This window comes from Pseudoalteromonas sp. MMG013, assembly GCF_018100885.1.
GTDB classification, from domain to species: domain Bacteria; phylum Pseudomonadota; class Gammaproteobacteria; order Enterobacterales; family Alteromonadaceae; genus Pseudoalteromonas; species Pseudoalteromonas aurantia.
In genome coordinates this window covers 56,003-71,716 of the sequence record NZ_JAGJEE010000006.1, presented here as the reverse complement: position 1 = coordinate 71,716, position 15,714 = coordinate 56,003, and the positions used below count along the sequence as shown (strand labels likewise).

General features: G+C 40.9%; 11 protein-coding genes. 5 read left to right on the top strand and 6 right to left on the bottom strand.

Annotated elements, in window-relative coordinates:
- Positions 1–43: 43 nt before the first annotated feature.
- Positions 44–409: a response regulator gene (locus J8L98_RS08185; RefSeq protein ID WP_192506648.1), complete on the bottom strand. Its 366-nt coding sequence runs from the start codon at positions 407–409 to the stop codon at positions 44–46.
- A gap of 211 nt (positions 410–620) precedes the next feature.
- Here J8L98_RS08185 and J8L98_RS08180 point away from each other — a divergent pair, with 211 nt between their 5' ends.
- Both J8L98_RS08180 and rdgC read left to right on the top strand, forming a co-directional pair.
- Positions 621–2,381: a HAMP domain-containing sensor histidine kinase gene (locus J8L98_RS08180; RefSeq protein WP_210996041.1), complete on the top strand. Its 1,761-nt coding sequence runs from the start codon at positions 621–623 to the stop codon at positions 2,379–2,381.
- A gap of 118 nt (positions 2,382–2,499) precedes the next feature.
- Entirely contained in the window at positions 2,500–3,408 is a 909-nt protein-coding gene (gene rdgC / locus J8L98_RS08175) for a recombination-associated protein RdgC (protein WP_210996040.1), read from the top strand.
- A gap of 251 nt (positions 3,409–3,659) precedes the next feature.
- Here rdgC and J8L98_RS08170 read toward each other — a convergent pair whose 3' ends face one another.
- A complete protein-coding gene (locus tag J8L98_RS08170; protein ID WP_192506645.1) occupies positions 3,660–4,499 on the bottom strand; it encodes an HDOD domain-containing protein in 840 nt (279 codons plus the stop codon).
- A 230-nt stretch (positions 4,500–4,729) separates the two neighbouring features.
- Between J8L98_RS08170 and J8L98_RS08165 the strand changes: the two genes are divergently transcribed.
- On the top strand, positions 4,730–6,409 hold the full coding sequence (locus tag J8L98_RS08165; RefSeq protein ID WP_210996039.1) for a Zn-dependent hydrolase: 1,680 nt from the start codon (positions 4,730–4,732) through the stop codon (positions 6,407–6,409).
- A 34-nt stretch (positions 6,410–6,443) separates the two neighbouring features.
- Here J8L98_RS08165 and J8L98_RS08160 read toward each other — a convergent pair whose 3' ends face one another.
- On the bottom strand, positions 6,444–6,839 hold the full coding sequence (locus J8L98_RS08160) for an HIT domain-containing protein (protein ID WP_192506643.1): 396 nt from the start codon (positions 6,837–6,839) through the stop codon (positions 6,444–6,446).
- 110 nt (positions 6,840–6,949) lie between these two features.
- Here J8L98_RS08160 and J8L98_RS08155 point away from each other — a divergent pair, with 110 nt between their 5' ends.
- Positions 6,950–9,172, top strand: a complete 2,223-nt coding sequence (locus J8L98_RS08155) for a S9 family peptidase (protein WP_210996038.1) — start codon at positions 6,950–6,952, stop codon at positions 9,170–9,172.
- Between the two features lie 206 nt (positions 9,173–9,378).
- Positions 9,379–11,013: a methyl-accepting chemotaxis protein gene (locus J8L98_RS08150; RefSeq protein ID WP_210996037.1), complete on the top strand. Its 1,635-nt coding sequence runs from the start codon at positions 9,379–9,381 to the stop codon at positions 11,011–11,013.
- A 115-nt stretch (positions 11,014–11,128) separates the two neighbouring features.
- Here J8L98_RS08150 and J8L98_RS08145 read toward each other — a convergent pair whose 3' ends face one another.
- From J8L98_RS08145 to dinB, 3 genes are all read right to left on the bottom strand, one after another.
- Complete coding sequence (locus J8L98_RS08145) at positions 11,129–12,661, bottom strand: leucyl aminopeptidase family protein (protein WP_210996036.1); 1,533 nt, start codon at positions 12,659–12,661, stop codon at positions 11,129–11,131.
- A 95-nt stretch (positions 12,662–12,756) separates the two neighbouring features.
- Complete coding sequence (locus J8L98_RS08140) at positions 12,757–14,442, bottom strand: carbon starvation protein A (protein ID WP_210996035.1); 1,686 nt, start codon at positions 14,440–14,442, stop codon at positions 12,757–12,759.
- Positions 14,443–14,514: 72 nt separating this feature from the next.
- Positions 14,515–15,576 (bottom strand): DNA polymerase IV, encoded by a 1,062-nt coding sequence (dinB, locus tag J8L98_RS08135; RefSeq protein WP_210996034.1) that lies wholly within the window; start codon positions 15,574–15,576, stop codon positions 14,515–14,517.
- Positions 15,577–15,714 lie beyond the last annotated feature (138 nt).

Genomic DNA, 15,714 nt, shown 5'->3' with positions numbered 1-15,714 from the left:
AAAACATTGCTCATTATAGGAGAAAATGCATTATTTCTTCTTGCTAACGAATACCATACTGTCCAAGGAGCGTTAATAGTTGTTCTGCCGTAACCGGTTTTTCAATAAAATCTATTGCGCCTAAACCAATAACACGACTTTTCATCTCTGGCTGAATATCTGCTGAAATAACCACCACATAGGTTTCTATTTTGCGCTGCTTTATTGCCTCAAGCACACCCACACCGTCCAGCTCCGGCATAGTCAAATCAAGACAGAGTAAATCAATTTGCTGCTCCTCTAACATTGTCACAGCTTGCGCACCATTTTCAGCTTGCACAATCTTAGCCTCAAGTGCGCTAGACAAACAACGAACAACCTGTTTTCTTGCAACCCTTGAGTCATCACAAACTAATATAGAATAACTCATATCAAATATTTATCTTCCAATAACCCGTACGATGGCAATCATCAACTTATACCACATTTAATGATAATTCAGTAAGCCCCTAAACTATATATTCATTTAATAAGCACATTGTGTGCAATAATGTCAGATATTTATTTATTTTTAAGGCTTTATTAGCTAAGTTTAAGTACATATCCTGCTGTTGACCTAATTGAGGAGCCAAGGTTCATTCATGTTACAAAAAAGCCTATCGAAAAAGCTACTCACGAATGTGCTATCGGTTTACTTTCTGTTGACCTTTGTTGTGACCTGTGGCCAAGTCGTTGCTGAATACGTCAATACGAAGGACTATATTCGTAATGAATTAACGATGCTACAAAAAACATTCAGTAGAAGTTTAACGCGTGCCATATGGGAACTTAATACCAAACAAACAGTTACTACTGCTGAAGGGTTACTTGCAATTCCGATGATTGAAGGGATCATTGTCCGCGATGACAGTGGAGAGATTATTTCTCAATTGGGCCGTTCGCTCGACATTCACGAGTTGTATAGTCAGCAGCTAGTACAAGAAGAAGCCATTATAGAAGATACCCCATCGGGGTTATTTGGGTACACATTTCCATTAATTTTTGAGTTTTCCGGCCGGGCAACACAAGTGGGCGATGTCACCCTATTTTCTAGTCGAGAAGTCGTCTTTAGCCGGATCATGATTTCCATTTACTTCTTGATCGGCAATGCAATGATCAAGACGACATTCCTTATTATTTTATTTTTAATCGCATTTAGGCGTTTACTTACTGAGCCTTTAACAGATCTTACAGATCAAGTTGAGGACTTCGAATTAGACAATATTGATGCGCAACGCATAGACATTGGCACAACTGAACGCAATGAACTTAAAGTCATGGAAGAAGCGTTCAATAAATTAATTGATAAAGTCGCTGAGTACCGAAAAAAGCTGGATCAAACACAAAAAGAGTTACTAATAAGTAATGAAAAACTTGATCAGCACAACTTGCAATTAGAACAAGAGGTGGCAAGAAAAACATCAAACCTTAGTCAAGCAATGATGGACTTACAACAACAAAAATATGAGCTAGAAAAGCAAAAGTTAACGCTTACAGAAGAAATAGATCTACGTCGCCAAACAGAGTTAGAGCTATTAACTAAACAAAAAGAACTTGAACGTTACCTTGACGAGCTAAATATGGCACAAGAGCGCTTGGTTGGATCTGAGAAAATGGCAGCCCTAGGTGGCCTTGTAGCTGGGATAACCCATGATATAAATACCCCTGTGGGTATAGGTGTGACCGCTACATCATTTTTACAGGAACGGTTACATCAGCTAGAGGCCGCTTATGAGGCCAAAACCTTATCTCCAAAAGCACTTGAGGAGTTTATTAATGAGGCCAAGCAAAGCACCAGCTTGTTAACAACCAACTTAGATAGAGCTTCTGAATTGGTCGCAAGCTTTAAGCAAATTGCGGTTGACCAAGCCAGTGAGGCCGTTCGTACTATTAACTTTAAAGAATACTTGGCAGAAGTTGTTCGTTCTTTACACCCTAAAATAAAAAAAACCAAGCATGATATTCATATTTCTTGCCCCGAAGATTTAACCCTGAACTTGCCTGCTGGCGCGATTAGTCAAATATTTACTAACCTTATTATGAACTCATTGATCCATGGCTTTGAAGGTATTGATAAAGGCAGCATAGATATTGAAATTACTGATGACAACGATGATGTACGTATTTTGTATAGAGACAATGGTCGCGGTGTCAGTGCTGTGCAACTGGAGAAATTGTTTGACCCATTTTTCACAACTAAAAGAGATCAAGGCGGCAGTGGCTTAGGTACTCACATCACCTTAAATTTGGTAAAACAAACACTTAATGGCGATATAGAAGTAACCAGTGAAGAAGGTAAAGGTCTAGTATACCAAATCAGTTTCCCTAAAAACATGCAAGCACCATTGGCGATGTTTAGTTAGTCTGTTTACTTGAATACAGCAATCTCTTACCTTTGTTGTATTCAAGTCGCTTTAACACTTCCTTGTCTGAAAATTATTGTTATCATAGCGACCACTATTTAGCACGGATACCGTTTTTATGTGGTTTAGTAACCTGATCTGTTATCGATTCAAACAAGATATCTCATACAACCAAGAAGATTTTGAACAAGCATTAGAGCAAGATGTATTCCGCCCTTGTGGTAGCCAAGACATGAGTACATTTGGCTGGTCAAAAGCATTCGGTAAACATGGTAATAGCCTGTCACACTTTTCAAAAAACAGCATTTTAGTTTGCGCAAAACGCGAAGAGAAAGTGCTGCCTGCAGCTGTTGTTAATGACATGGTTGCAGAAAAAGTTGAGCTTATTGAGCGCGAAGAGAACCGCCCAGTTAAGAAAAAAGAAAAAGACGAGTTAAAAGAAAATATTCTCGCGACTTTATTGCCACAAGCATTTAAGAAATCAAGTTTACAATTCGCTTTTATTGATCAAGAGAACGGCTGGGTTATCGTCAACAGCGCCAGCTTCAACAAGGCGGAAGAGTTATTGGCATTACTACGCAAATCACTTGGTACATTGCCCGTTGTTCCTGCTTTTGCCAATTATGACTTAGATGTGTTTTTGACCAATTGGTTAACTAAGTTTGAAACACCAGATGGGTTTGCAATTGGTACCGATGCTGAATTAGAAGAACCGGATGACAATGGCGCGCAAGTAAAATTAAAGCAACATGATTTATCTACTGATGAAATCAAGCACCATTTAGAAAGTGGTAAACGTGTCACTAAGCTCGCCTTAGATTGGCGTGAGCGTGTTAAGTTTATGCTTCAAAATGACGGCTCGATTAAACGCTTAAGTTACGCTGACGCACTGAAAGAACAAAATGCTGATATTCCAAAAGAAGATATGCTCGTAAAGCTCGATGCCGATTTTATTCTGGTAAGTGAAGAAATCAAAGAGCTGATAGATGAGTTAACACAAAGCTTAGGCGAAGCTGAAGACTTATAAACATTAGTTAACCTCAGGTTTGGATAAGGGTTTTGGAATAGAAAATATTTTGAAAACAAACTTACGTACAATCCAATGATGATATTTTGTTCAATATCAAGGCGCTTTTATACAGTAATAGCAGGCTATTACAAATGAAAGCAACGCCGAGAGTGAGAAAAATAGCTTTATTGGGCAAATTCGCTTATCCATAGCTGAGGTTAGTTAGTAGTAAGGTGAGCTTCACCTTACTACTTTTTAAACGCGCGATGTTAAGCAAACATACTTTTTACATCTTCTAACGTCGATAAATATTCATCACTCGTAAACATGTCTAATGTACGCGTTACGCCCTTGGCTTCATAGGCGCTAAGCGCCGCAGCTTTATCAGACACTTGTAAGATGCCTTCAATAATCGCACCCACACGAATAAAGTCGACATAACAAACATGATCTGGTTTGTAGTTTGGATTGGACCAACTTTCAGCAACCTCAACAAAGTCATCGGTAAACCCCCACTCCCTCATGATTGCTCCGCCAATTTTACCCGCGAGCTTTTGTATTGCATGAGCTAAAAAGCTCGGGTTCGCGAACACTTCTGGATGACGCTCCGCTTCTGTTAAAATAGGCAAAACGCCAATGTTAAACACCAGTGATGCTAACGTAATGGTATCTTTATTTAGAGAGGTATGTTTATTTACGCGAAGATAAAAATCCATAGTCGTAATAGCTTGGCACGCCACTTTGAGCGTTTTTTGCCATGCCTTATCCATATACGTTCTGATCAACTTATTGTTCGATACAAACAATTGTTCCATCGCCATTGCTGTGGCGATATTTTTGATTTGTCGCAACCCGATTCGTGTAACAGCTTGGTTAAGTGTATTCACCTTAATTGAGCGTCCCATAAACGCACTATTGGCTACTTTAATCATGCGGGCTGATAAAGCGGGATCCTGAGAAATAACCTCTGCCATCTGTGCTAAGTTTACTTCAGGATCATCTGCTGCTTGTCTTACTTTTACAGCAATTTCAGGTAAAGTGGGCAAAACAAGTGTATCGTTATTTATCCTATCAATAAGAATGGTCAGTAAGGCATTTTCTGTCGACATAAGCTATATCCCTTGGGTAGAAATTTTCTGGTGTGCACAATAAAGCACGCTTATTTTTATACCCTTTAGTATTGACTAAGTTAACCATAAAGTTAAGAAAAGTATAAAAAATATTCTTACTAATTCGCGTATGACTAATATTTACTGCCACTACAACGTACAAAGGCAGAAATCCATAAAACATTCGGGTATGGTAGATAGCCAAACAGATAACAACAAAAGAGTTACCCATGAAGCTTTCTAAAATTAGCCATGCACTGCTTATCGCCAGTGCGTTAACACTCAGTGCATGCTCAGAACCAAAAACAATAAATAACACGCAAACAAGCACCAAAGAAAATAATGACTACAACCTAATCAATACCAAGCAGTCGCGTCTTGATATTTATACAGACGTAACGCTAACCAGTGATTTATCGCATTTGACTGATAATCAAAAGAAAATGCTCAGCAAATTAATCGATGCCTCTAAATTGATGGATGACCTATTCTGGAAGCAAAGCTTTGGAATGGATAAAACACAATTCTTAGGTAACATAGCGGATGAAAAAGTACGTCAATTTGCCGAGATCAATTATGGACCATGGGATAGGCTCAATGGTGATAAAGTGTTTTTATCTGGCTTTGGCCCCAAAACACCCGGCGCTGAATTTTACCCTCACAACATTACCAAAGAGGAATTAAACAGTTCATCGGTTAAAGACAAACAAGGCCTTTATTCAATTATCACACGTGATGATCAAGGCAACCTATCGAGTACTTCATATTCAGAAGTATTTCAAACCGAGCTAACAAAGGCAGCGTCTTTATTACGAGAAGCCAGTAAGTTAGCCGTTGACAAAGAATTTGCCAATTACCTCAACCTGCGTGCAGATGCATTATTAAATAATAGCTACCAACGCTCTGATTTCGCGTGGATGGATATGAAAAATAACCCCATTGATATCGTTATCGGCCCTATTGAAACCTATGAAGACCAGCTTTTCGGATATCGTGCAGGATTTGAGTCTTATGTACTTGTAAAAGACTTAGCATGGAGTGAACGTCTCGCTAAATTTGCCGCTTTTTTACCAGAGCTACAGACTGGTTTGCCTGTCGATAAAAAATACAAACAAGAAGTACCTGGTTCTGATGCTGACCTAAACGCATATGATGTCATTTATTATGCCGGTCACTCCAACGCCGGCAGTAAAACAATTGCAATTAATTTACCTAATGATGAGCAAGTTCAATTAGAAAAAGGCACTCGCCGTTTGCAATTAAAAAATGCAATGCGCGCGAAGTTTGATAAAATCATGCTTCCAATTTCTGAACAATTAATTGTGCCCGAGCAACGTAAACATATTACATTCGACGCCTTTTTTGCCAATACCATGTTTCATGAAGTCGCACATGGACTGGGAATTAAAAATACCATTACTGATAAAGGTACCGTTCGTCAATCATTACAAGAGCATGCAAGTGCATTGGAAGAAGGGAAAGCTGACATTCTTGGTTTATACATGGTCGAGCAGTTACTTAAAAAAGGTGAGATAACAGAGGGAACATTGGAAGACTACTACACCACATTTATGGCTGGGATTTTCCGCTCTGTACGTTTCGGCGCATCAAGTGCCCATGGCAAAGCCAACATGATCCGCTTTAACTTCTTCAAAGAGCAAGGGGCATTCTCTAAAAATGCACAAGGTCTTTACAAAGTAAACATGAAGGAAATGGCGACTGCGATGAAAAACTTATCACAGTTAATTCTTACTCTACAAGGTGATGGTGACTACGAAAAAGTAAGCCAACTTATTGCAACACATGGAAGCATTAAAGCTGAGTTGAAAGCAGATTTAGCAAAATTGTCTGCGGCCAGCATTCCGGTAGATGTCACATTTACGCAAGGTAAAAAAGTGCTCGGTTTGTAATTCGGTACTTTAAATTTAACACCATAGTGGGGCGCTACAACGCTAGCGCCTTTTTTAGTGATATAAGTTGCTCATTTGAATAAGGCACTGCTGGATGCAAGCCCCAAACTGGATTCGGCCATGCAATATCATTTGTAAACCGCGCAATGTGATGCACATGTAATTGCGGCACCATATTACCTAAAGCTGCAATATTTAACTTATCTGGATTAAATACTTCTCGTAATAACTCACTAAGCTTTGCTGATTCGGACCAAAAAAGGCTTTGTTGAGATTGACTTAAATCAATGATCTCTTTTAAATTATCAACTCTTGGTACTAAAATAAACCACGGGTATTGGCTATCGTTCAACAATAGTACTTTGCATAACTGCCAATCAACTAACTCGATACAATCACGCTTTAATTCTGGGGCGAGCTCAAATGTCATAATTACCTCCACTTACACTTATTATTATGTGAACTCTATCCCAATTTGTTGCCATTGCCTATGCTTGCCTATAACATCCAACCAACAAATCACTTTGATAAGGCCCTCTTGTGCGAGTTACTCTTTCGTCTTTAGCGTTATGTCTGCCGCTTATATTGTGCAGTGCAACCATTGCAGCAAAACCCCTCTCCCTTGAACGTATTTTTGATGACCCAAACTTAGCAGGCAAAGCCCCTGTTAAACTAAAATTTTCTCCTGATGGCAAACGTGTCACGTATTTACAAGGTAAAACAAACGACTATAACCGTTACGACCTTTGGGAGTACAACCTAAAAGACAAATCTAACCGATTATTAGTTGACTCAGCCGCGCTATTTTCAGGGCCTGAAACTTTATCTGACGAAGAAAAAGCCCGCCGTGAACGACAACGGGTTTTTGGTCGCGGTATTCTCGAATACAAATGGTCAAACGATGGAAAAGCCTTATTGTTTCCTTTAAACGGCGACCTATACCATTATCAAATAGACTCTGGAAAAAGTAAGAAACTAACAAATACACCTGCTTTTGAAACCGATGCTCGCTTCTCTCCGAAAGGCAACTATGTCTCATTTATTCGTGAGCAAAATTTATACGCACTTGAACTTGCCAGTGGCAAAGAAATTGCGCTCAGCACGGATGGCGGCGGCGTCATCAAAAATGGCATGGCTGAATTTGTTGCGCAAGAAGAAATGAGTCGCATGACCGGGTACTGGTGGTCAGGTGATGAGAAAAAAATCGCCTTTACTCGTATCGATGAAAGCCCTGTAGAAGAAGCAATTCGTAACGAAATATATGCCGATGAAGTTAAACTATTCAATCAGCGTTACCCATTCACAGGTACAAGTAATGTCAAAATAGCCCTAGGTGTTGTTAAGCTGAATAACCAACAGGTTGACTGGATTGACTTAGGCAAAAATGAAGATATTTACATTGCCCGCGCTAAATGGCTTAAAGATGATAAAACGCTCTCATATCAATGGCAAAATCGCTCTCAACAAGCATTAGAGTTGCGCTTTTATAATACCAAAACAAAACAGCAAACGGTTGCGCTAACAGAGCAAAGTGATACTTGGGTTAACTTACACTTTGACTTACGCTTCCTAGCCGACAAAAAACACTTTGTGTGGGCCTCTGAACGTGATGGATATAAACATTTATACCTCTATCGAACCAATGGCCAACTCATTCGCCAAATCACCAAAGGGGAGTGGATTGTCGATAGTATAAAAGGTATTGATGAGACTAAAGGGGTCATCTATTTTGCTGGTCGTGCAGATACACCTCTAGAACAACATTTATATAGCGCCCCTATATTCACATCAGGCAATACCAAACGTATCACACAAACGGGCAGCTATCATAAAATCGTTGTCGCCAAAGATGCTAAAACATTTATTGATAATAGCTCCTCAGTTAACAAGCCCAACTCTGTCGCGCTACGTAAGGTAAATGGAGAGTTCATTACTTGGCTGGAGCAAAACAAGTTAGACAGTACTCACCCACTTACACCTTATTTGAGTAAGTTGGCGGAACCTGAGTATGGCACCATTAAAGCCGAAGACGGACAAACATTGCATTACCGTATTTTCAAACCTACAAATATGGAAAAAGGCAAAAAGCACCCTGTTATGGTCAATGTATACGGTGGACCACACGCACAGCGGGTTACCAACAGTTGGCGTAATAAAAACCTTTACTTTCAATACATGGCACAACAAGGATATGTGATTTTCCAATTAGATAACCGTGGTTCACATAACCGTGGGACAGCCTTTGAAGCGCCAATATATAAAAAGTTAGGGGTTGTCGAAGTAGCTGACCAAATCAAAGGTGTTGAGTTCTTGCGCTCGCTTGATTACGTTGACCCGACAAGAATTGGTATTTACGGTCACAGTTACGGTGGGTATATGGCACTTATGGCTATGTTTAAAGCTGGTGATTATTTCCAAGCAGGTGTTTCAGGTGCCCCTGTGACTGATTGGGCTTTATACGACACCCATTACACTGAGCGCTACCTAGGGCACCCGCAAAGTAACGCAACAGGCTATACACAAAGTGCTGTCTTCCCTTTTGCTGATAATTTAAATGGTCCATTGATGATTTATCATGGTATGGCAGATGACAACGTGTTATTTACTCATGCAACTAAACTCTTTAAACAGCTTCAAGACAATGCGAAACCATTCGAGATGATGACATACCCAGGTTCAAAGCACAGCTTACGCGGTAAGAAAGTGCAAACCCATTTACATCAAACGATCACAAACTTTTTTAACCGTCACTTCAACATGTAAATTTAGCCAAAAAGCCCATATTTGTGGGCTTTTTCTTAGACCAAAATCTAATTGTATTCCTTGTTAAACAAAAACAAGTAACTCTTTGCTTTTAAAGATAAAAACATCTTAAAAATGTACTGACAGACTCTCTTTATTTCTTTATCTTAAAACCTCGCCCGTTATCTTTATGCACAGGACTGTGTATTTTTAGCAAGGAGATTGATATGCAGATTTTAAGACGATTTACGATTTTTCAACGCCTTATGATGTTACTCATGGTAGTCATATTAGGACTAATTATTCTAAGTTTGACAAATTTAACTCAGCAGTACGCCACTCTAAAAAAACAACAATATGAAAAAACCAAAAATTTGGTCGAAACTGCACACAGCTTACTCTCTGTATATCACCAACGACAAGTAACAGGCCTCTTAACAGAAGCTGCCGCTAAACATGCTGCATTAACCGCAATCAAAGGGCTTACATATGACAGTAATAACTACTTTTGGGTCAATGATTTCACCCCAACGATGGTTATGCACCCACTGAAACCACAGCTCAATGGAAAAAATTTAACGAATAGCAAAGACCCTGACGGGACCCCTTTATTTGTAGAGATGGTGGACAAGGTTGTCAGTCACGGGGAAGGATTTGTGCCTTACAAATGGCCTAAACCTGGCGCACAAACACCGGTAGATAAAATATCATTTGTTAAAGGGTTTCTCCCATGGCAATGGATAGTCGGTTCTGGGGTCTATTTAGATACCATAGATGACGCATTTTCAGAGCTTCGCTGGCGTATGATCATAGATGTTATTATCATCGTTATTGTTTTAGCCATCCTTTGCACCATTATTAGTAACAGCATTTTAAATCCAATTCGCCTGGCAACAAACATGATGAAAGATATCTCTCAAGGCCAAGGAGACTTAACCCAACAGCTGAACGAGCAAGGCAACGACGAAATTTCTCGGCTTTCACGGCACTTCAATTTATATACTGAAAAAATGCGCCAATCCATTTCTCAAGTCGCTGAGAGTGCTGCACATTTGGGCCTCTTTGCTAACCAAGTAAATGAAGCAGGTGCCATAAACTTAACCCACATAGAACTACAAAATGACAATAGTCAGCAGGTTGCTACTGCCGTTGAGCAAATGAGTACACAAATAACGGCAGTCAATGAAAATGCTCGTGCTGCTGAAGTCGCAGCCGCTGATGCACTGCTAAATAGTGAACAGGGTAAGCAAGTTGTTGCAAATACCATTACTGCCATTCAGACTCTGTCAACCCATATCCAAAGTGTAAGTAAAGTATCTGCAATTTTAGCAACCGAGAGTAATAACATCGGCTCTGTACTGGATGTCATTCGTGGTATTTCAGAGCAAACAAATTTACTTGCTCTTAATGCGGCAATTGAAGCAGCCAGAGCCGGAGAGCAAGGCCGAGGGTTTGCGGTCGTAGCCGATGAAGTGCGCACCCTAGCAAGTCGCACAGGGCAAAGCACTGACGAAATCCAAAAAATGATTGAAAAGTTGCAAAAAAATGCCCAAGAAACGGTGAGGGCTGTGCAGTTATGCCAAGAAATATCAACTAGTACAGTAAAACAAGCCAGCGGCACTGACCAATCCCTAGATGAAATTGGACGGTTAATCAAAGTGATAAGTAAAATGAATAGCGATATTGCAAGAGCAACTCAAGAACAAAACAGTGTTGCGCAAGAGGTCAGTTTACGTATTACCGATTTATCTAACGCTACCCACCAGTCTCTAGACACAACTCATTCCCTAACGGATGCCAGCCTTGATCTAAAACAATCCAGTCATCATTTGGATGACATCGTGCAGCGATTTAAGATTTAACTTATCCCAATGTACATTACAACTAGGCAACAAATAATGATATTCGCTGCCTAGTGTAATTTGGAGTGATTGAACTAACTACTGACGAAGTCCAGACCTGTTCACCACTCAACAGCTACAGACAATAGCGTGCAAATAGGCTAGATACCGTTGCAGCAGTTGGTTTTCCATGCTGCCAATCTCCCCCTTCAACACCACTTCCTGCAATGTCCATATGAACATATGGAATAGGCTGCTGTGCATCACAGCCGTGTTTATCTAGCCCACCTACTAACGCTAAAAATGCCATGGGAAATTGATGACCCCTCGCAGTGATAGCGGATGGCGCATTATTACTTGAAATAACGTCATCAGCCAAAGTGCGTGGTTTTATAAAGTCATAATCTTCACAACGACTACGCGATAGCTCTGCACCATCAGCCCACAAATCTCCCGTATCAGCCAATTGACGAGATATTTTTGCTGTACGTGCCGGGCCGTTTTCAACATAAGCACTATATGGACCCACTGCGCGTGCTGCATGCCCAGTCAGTGTCGCCACTGTAAATAGTTCAGGGTTAACTTGAGATTTAGCCAAATCCTTCATTTCACTCAGTAAGTCGCCCATGGCTAAACGTCCTTCAGCATCAGTATTACCTATCCGAACATTAAGACCTTCACGGCATGTTACAATTTCATCTGGTACAAAACAATCTGAGCCAATTGAGTTACGTACAACGGCTAAGTAAGCAATAACTTTGACACCTTTAGGTTGATATTCAGCAACGGCTTTCATAAAACCAGCTACAGATGCTGCCCCGCCTTTGTCTCGGCTCATACCTGCCATAAAACCACCCACTTTCAAATCAGCCCCACCAGTATCGTATACCAAGCCTTTACCAACAAACATTAGAGTACGGGTTACTTCATCTGTCGGCGTATACTCCAACTTAACAACACGAGGGTGATGACGTTCAACAGCATAAGATGCACGCGCTACCATACCCAGCATGGGGTAGTCATTTTCAATTTTATCAATATCTGATATCACTTCAACGGCCACAGAGGTGTTCACAAATAATGCTTCACAGTAATCAGCAAAACGTGGCGGTGCCATTCTTTCAGGCTCTGTGCCACATAAATCTCTGGCAGCATATTGACCTGCAGCAATCGCATTTAATTGCTTCGTCTGCATTTCAGTCGCCCCGACCATATGTATTACAGTAATAGGCTCAATACTCTCACCACGATATTCACGTGCTTCAAGTGGTTGCCACAATGCTTGACAAGTGCCTAAAAAAGCCACTTCTAACGCGTTTTTGTAGCGCTCATCAGCAGGTAACCCTACAACCATCAGTGCAGGGTTTGTCACACCGGCTGATTTTGCTTCTGTAATCGCCGATTTAGCTGCATCAAATACGCGGCGTACATCATCATAATCACGGTGCAATGGTCCAGTAGGCGACACAATCAAACGTTTGCCAGGTAAGTCATTGGCAAGCACTAACGTTGCTTTACTGGCGATACGTTGATCGACCACCAAGTAGGGGGCCAAAGTGGCATTCAATTGAGTATGACCAAGATCATGCACATTGGCTGCGATTACAATCACTGCATCTGCATCTTGAGTTAAAAAATCATGACAGGGTAACGCGAGAGGAAAAGACATAAAAAGGGCCCTTAAAGAGTAACTTAAGGGCCCAATTATCAGCTATTGAGTGGGGGTTTACCAGTTTGTGCGATAAACCTCAAATTGCGTTTGTATCACTGAGTTTGCTTATGCGTAGCGTTATCTTTCCTAAGCCGAGTGATTACTGACCAAGCTTCTAACATCACTAACACGCTCACAACGAGTACGACAATATCTAAACTCACCAATAACCAATTTCCTTGCTCATAATATTCAACAAGCTTAATTAACCCAGCAAAAAAAGCCATCACCAGCACAAAGCTCATTGGGATCAAAGTAAATTTTGCAGGACGACCCAGCTTAATTAAATACACAGAAATCACCAATAACGTTAAGCTGGCTAATATTTGATTGGTTGAGCCGAATAATGGCCAAATGATCATCCCACCGCTACCTGACGCCCCACCAGCACCAAAAGCGAGTAACAAACAACATGCGACGGCGATAAATGTCGCGATTACACCATTTTTGAGCAATGTCAGCTGATAAATATCCCCCCACTCTTGGATAATGTAACGCTGTAATCTCACCCCTGAATCCATCGTCGTTCCAGCAAACAAAACCACCATCACAGCGAGTAAAGTCGCTGCTATTTCAGCTGAAATCCCCCATCCATTACTGATTAAATTCGACCCTCCAGTAATAAATGCAGACACACTCCCAGCGCCCAAATGACTATATATTTCATGCCACTCTTCAGGTGATACAGCAAGCATCACGCCACTCACAGCAACCAATGTGATCAAAGCCAAACACCCTTCACCTATGGCGCCCAAATACCCAACAAACCGGCCATCGGACTCTTTGTTTAATTGCTTTGAACTGGTGCCAGAAGAAACAATGCCGTGAAAGCCAGATACAGCACCACAGGCAATCGTGACAAATAACAAAGGAATGATACTTGGCGTATCAACAACGGTTTGCGTATTAAACGCCGGCGCCGTGATATCAGGCATCACCACAAACACCGCTCCGTACAAGAGCACTAAACCAACCAAGAGTTGCATACCATTAATAAAGTCTCTCGGTTGCAATAACATCCATACAGGTAGTAAGGACGCCACTGCGGCATAAATAAATAAGATCACAATCCAGCTGGCTTTGTCTGTCAGTCCGAGCAACTCACTTGGCAACGAAATTGGCGCACCTGAGCCTATGTAAATTGTTGCATATAAAATAGCCACACCGACTATACATAAAGGGACTAAGGGGACTTTTCGCTTCAACAATTGGCCAATCACTAAAGCTACAATAATGGCAGACCAAGCAGGTAATACTGCACTTGGGTTCGCGACAAATGAATTCGCGATCACCACACCAAATACCGCATTTACCATCAGTAGCACTAAGAATACGACGATCATAAATAATGCGCGCGTGCGTTTACCAATAACCGTTTCTGAGAGTGCGCCCATTGATTTGCCTTTATGGCGCGTACTTGCCCATAAAGCGCCCATATCATGCACGCCAGCAAAGAAAATTGTGCCTAAAACAACCCATAAGACCGCGGGTACCCATCCCCAATACACCGCTATCGCAGGCCCTACGATAGGTGCTGCTCCTGCCACAGACGTAAAATGATGCCCCCATAAAACAACTTTGTTGGTTGGCACATAATCAACACCATCGTTCAACTCATGGGCTGGAGTGACAAAGCCATCATCCATTTTAAATATTTTTTCAGCAATGAACTTCGAATACACAAACCATCCAAATATCATTCCAGCAATACCAAACAGTACAATCATAATCGATTGCATAGTGGGCTCCCGTTAATTATTATTTTTTGTTAACTTTACGTTATCATAAATACAGCCCACAGCACTTATCTTTTAGTCTAAATCAAATAAACCGAGTTGAGGTTGGCTGTGCTTTGAATCTAATAACCCAATCTGAATACCGATAAGCCGGACGGGTTTGTGTCGATAACGCGCCAATAACTCATTCAATAAGTTGCACAACACATTGGCATCTAACACATCGAATTGACACTCTTTGCTGACTTGTTGAAAATCGAAAAACTTAACTTTCACTCCTAACTTAGCAATACCCCGCTCTTGAATATGCTTGACAGCTCGACGATTGAGCTCTGGTAATAAATCATTGACTAAACGTGCTTTTAGTATTTCAAACTCACTCGTATCTTCACTAAATGTGGTTTCTACTCCTACTGATTTTCTTACTCTATGGGTCTCGACACCACGCTCATCAATCCCCTGACATCGACGCCATAACACGCCACCAAACTTGCCAAAGCGCTGAGTTAAAAAATGCTCTTCACACGCTTTGATGTCTTTTCCGTACGCCAACCCCATCGCTTGTAGCTTTTGTTGCGTCACCTTACCAACACCAGGTATTTTTTTAAGCGCGAGTGTATCAATGAAATCGCCCACCTCTGATGGGGTGATCACAAACTGTCCATTGGGTTTATTTTCATCACTGGCTATTTTGGCTAAAAACTTAATTGGGGCAACACCAGCAGAAGCCGTTAATCCGGTTGCATCAAAAATATCTGCACGAATTTTTTCAGCAATTAACGTCGCACTGCCAGCGCAGTGCCGACTGTCAGTCACATCTAAATATGCTTCATCTAACGACAGCGGTTCTATCAAATTTGTATATTTTGAAAACACCGCTCTAATTTGCACCGAAGCCTCTTTATAAACAGGCATTCGCCCCGGAACAATGACTAAGTTTGGACAGAGTTTCTTAGCCTGATAGTTAGACATAGCAGAACGAACACCAAACTCTCTTGCTAAGTAATTTGCCGTTGACAAGACACCTCGATGACTATTTCCACCAATAGCCATAGGCACATTTGCCAGCTCAGGGTTGTCTCGCATTTCCACCGCAGCATAAAAGCAATCCATATCAATGTGTATAAATTTACGCATCACAAACTAAACTGTATTTATATACAGTTATTATGACCCTAAATTTCCTATTTATGCAACTTTTCCTATTCCCTTATTTACACTACAATGTTAACTCTTCAGACTTATCACAGTCACTTCAATAACAACAAGGAGTTA

What these genes read in the sequence shown, in the direction of transcription:
- J8L98_RS08185 (WP_192506648.1), bottom strand. Translation starts at nt 409, where the DNA reads ATGAGTTATTCTATATTAGTTTGTGATGACTCAAGGGTTGCAAGAAAA.
- J8L98_RS08180 (WP_210996041.1), top strand. Translation starts at nt 621, where the DNA reads ATGTTACAAAAAAGCCTATCGAAAAAGCTACTCACGAATGTGCTATCG.
- rdgC (WP_210996040.1), top strand. Translation starts at nt 2,500, where the DNA reads ATGTGGTTTAGTAACCTGATCTGTTATCGATTCAAACAAGATATCTCA.
- J8L98_RS08170 (WP_192506645.1), bottom strand. Translation starts at nt 4,499, where the DNA reads ATGTCGACAGAAAATGCCTTACTGACCATTCTTATTGATAGGATAAAT.
- J8L98_RS08165 (WP_210996039.1), top strand. Translation starts at nt 4,730, where the DNA reads ATGAAGCTTTCTAAAATTAGCCATGCACTGCTTATCGCCAGTGCGTTA.
- J8L98_RS08160 (WP_192506643.1), bottom strand. Translation starts at nt 6,839, where the DNA reads ATGACATTTGAGCTCGCCCCAGAATTAAAGCGTGATTGTATCGAGTTA.
- J8L98_RS08150 (WP_210996037.1), top strand. Translation starts at nt 9,379, where the DNA reads ATGCAGATTTTAAGACGATTTACGATTTTTCAACGCCTTATGATGTTA.
- J8L98_RS08145 (WP_210996036.1), bottom strand. Translation starts at nt 12,661, where the DNA reads ATGTCTTTTCCTCTCGCGTTACCCTGTCATGATTTTTTAACTCAAGAT.
- J8L98_RS08140 (WP_210996035.1), bottom strand. Translation starts at nt 14,442, where the DNA reads ATGCAATCGATTATGATTGTACTGTTTGGTATTGCTGGAATGATATTT.
- dinB (WP_210996034.1), bottom strand. Translation starts at nt 15,576, where the DNA reads ATGCGTAAATTTATACACATTGATATGGATTGCTTTTATGCTGCGGTG.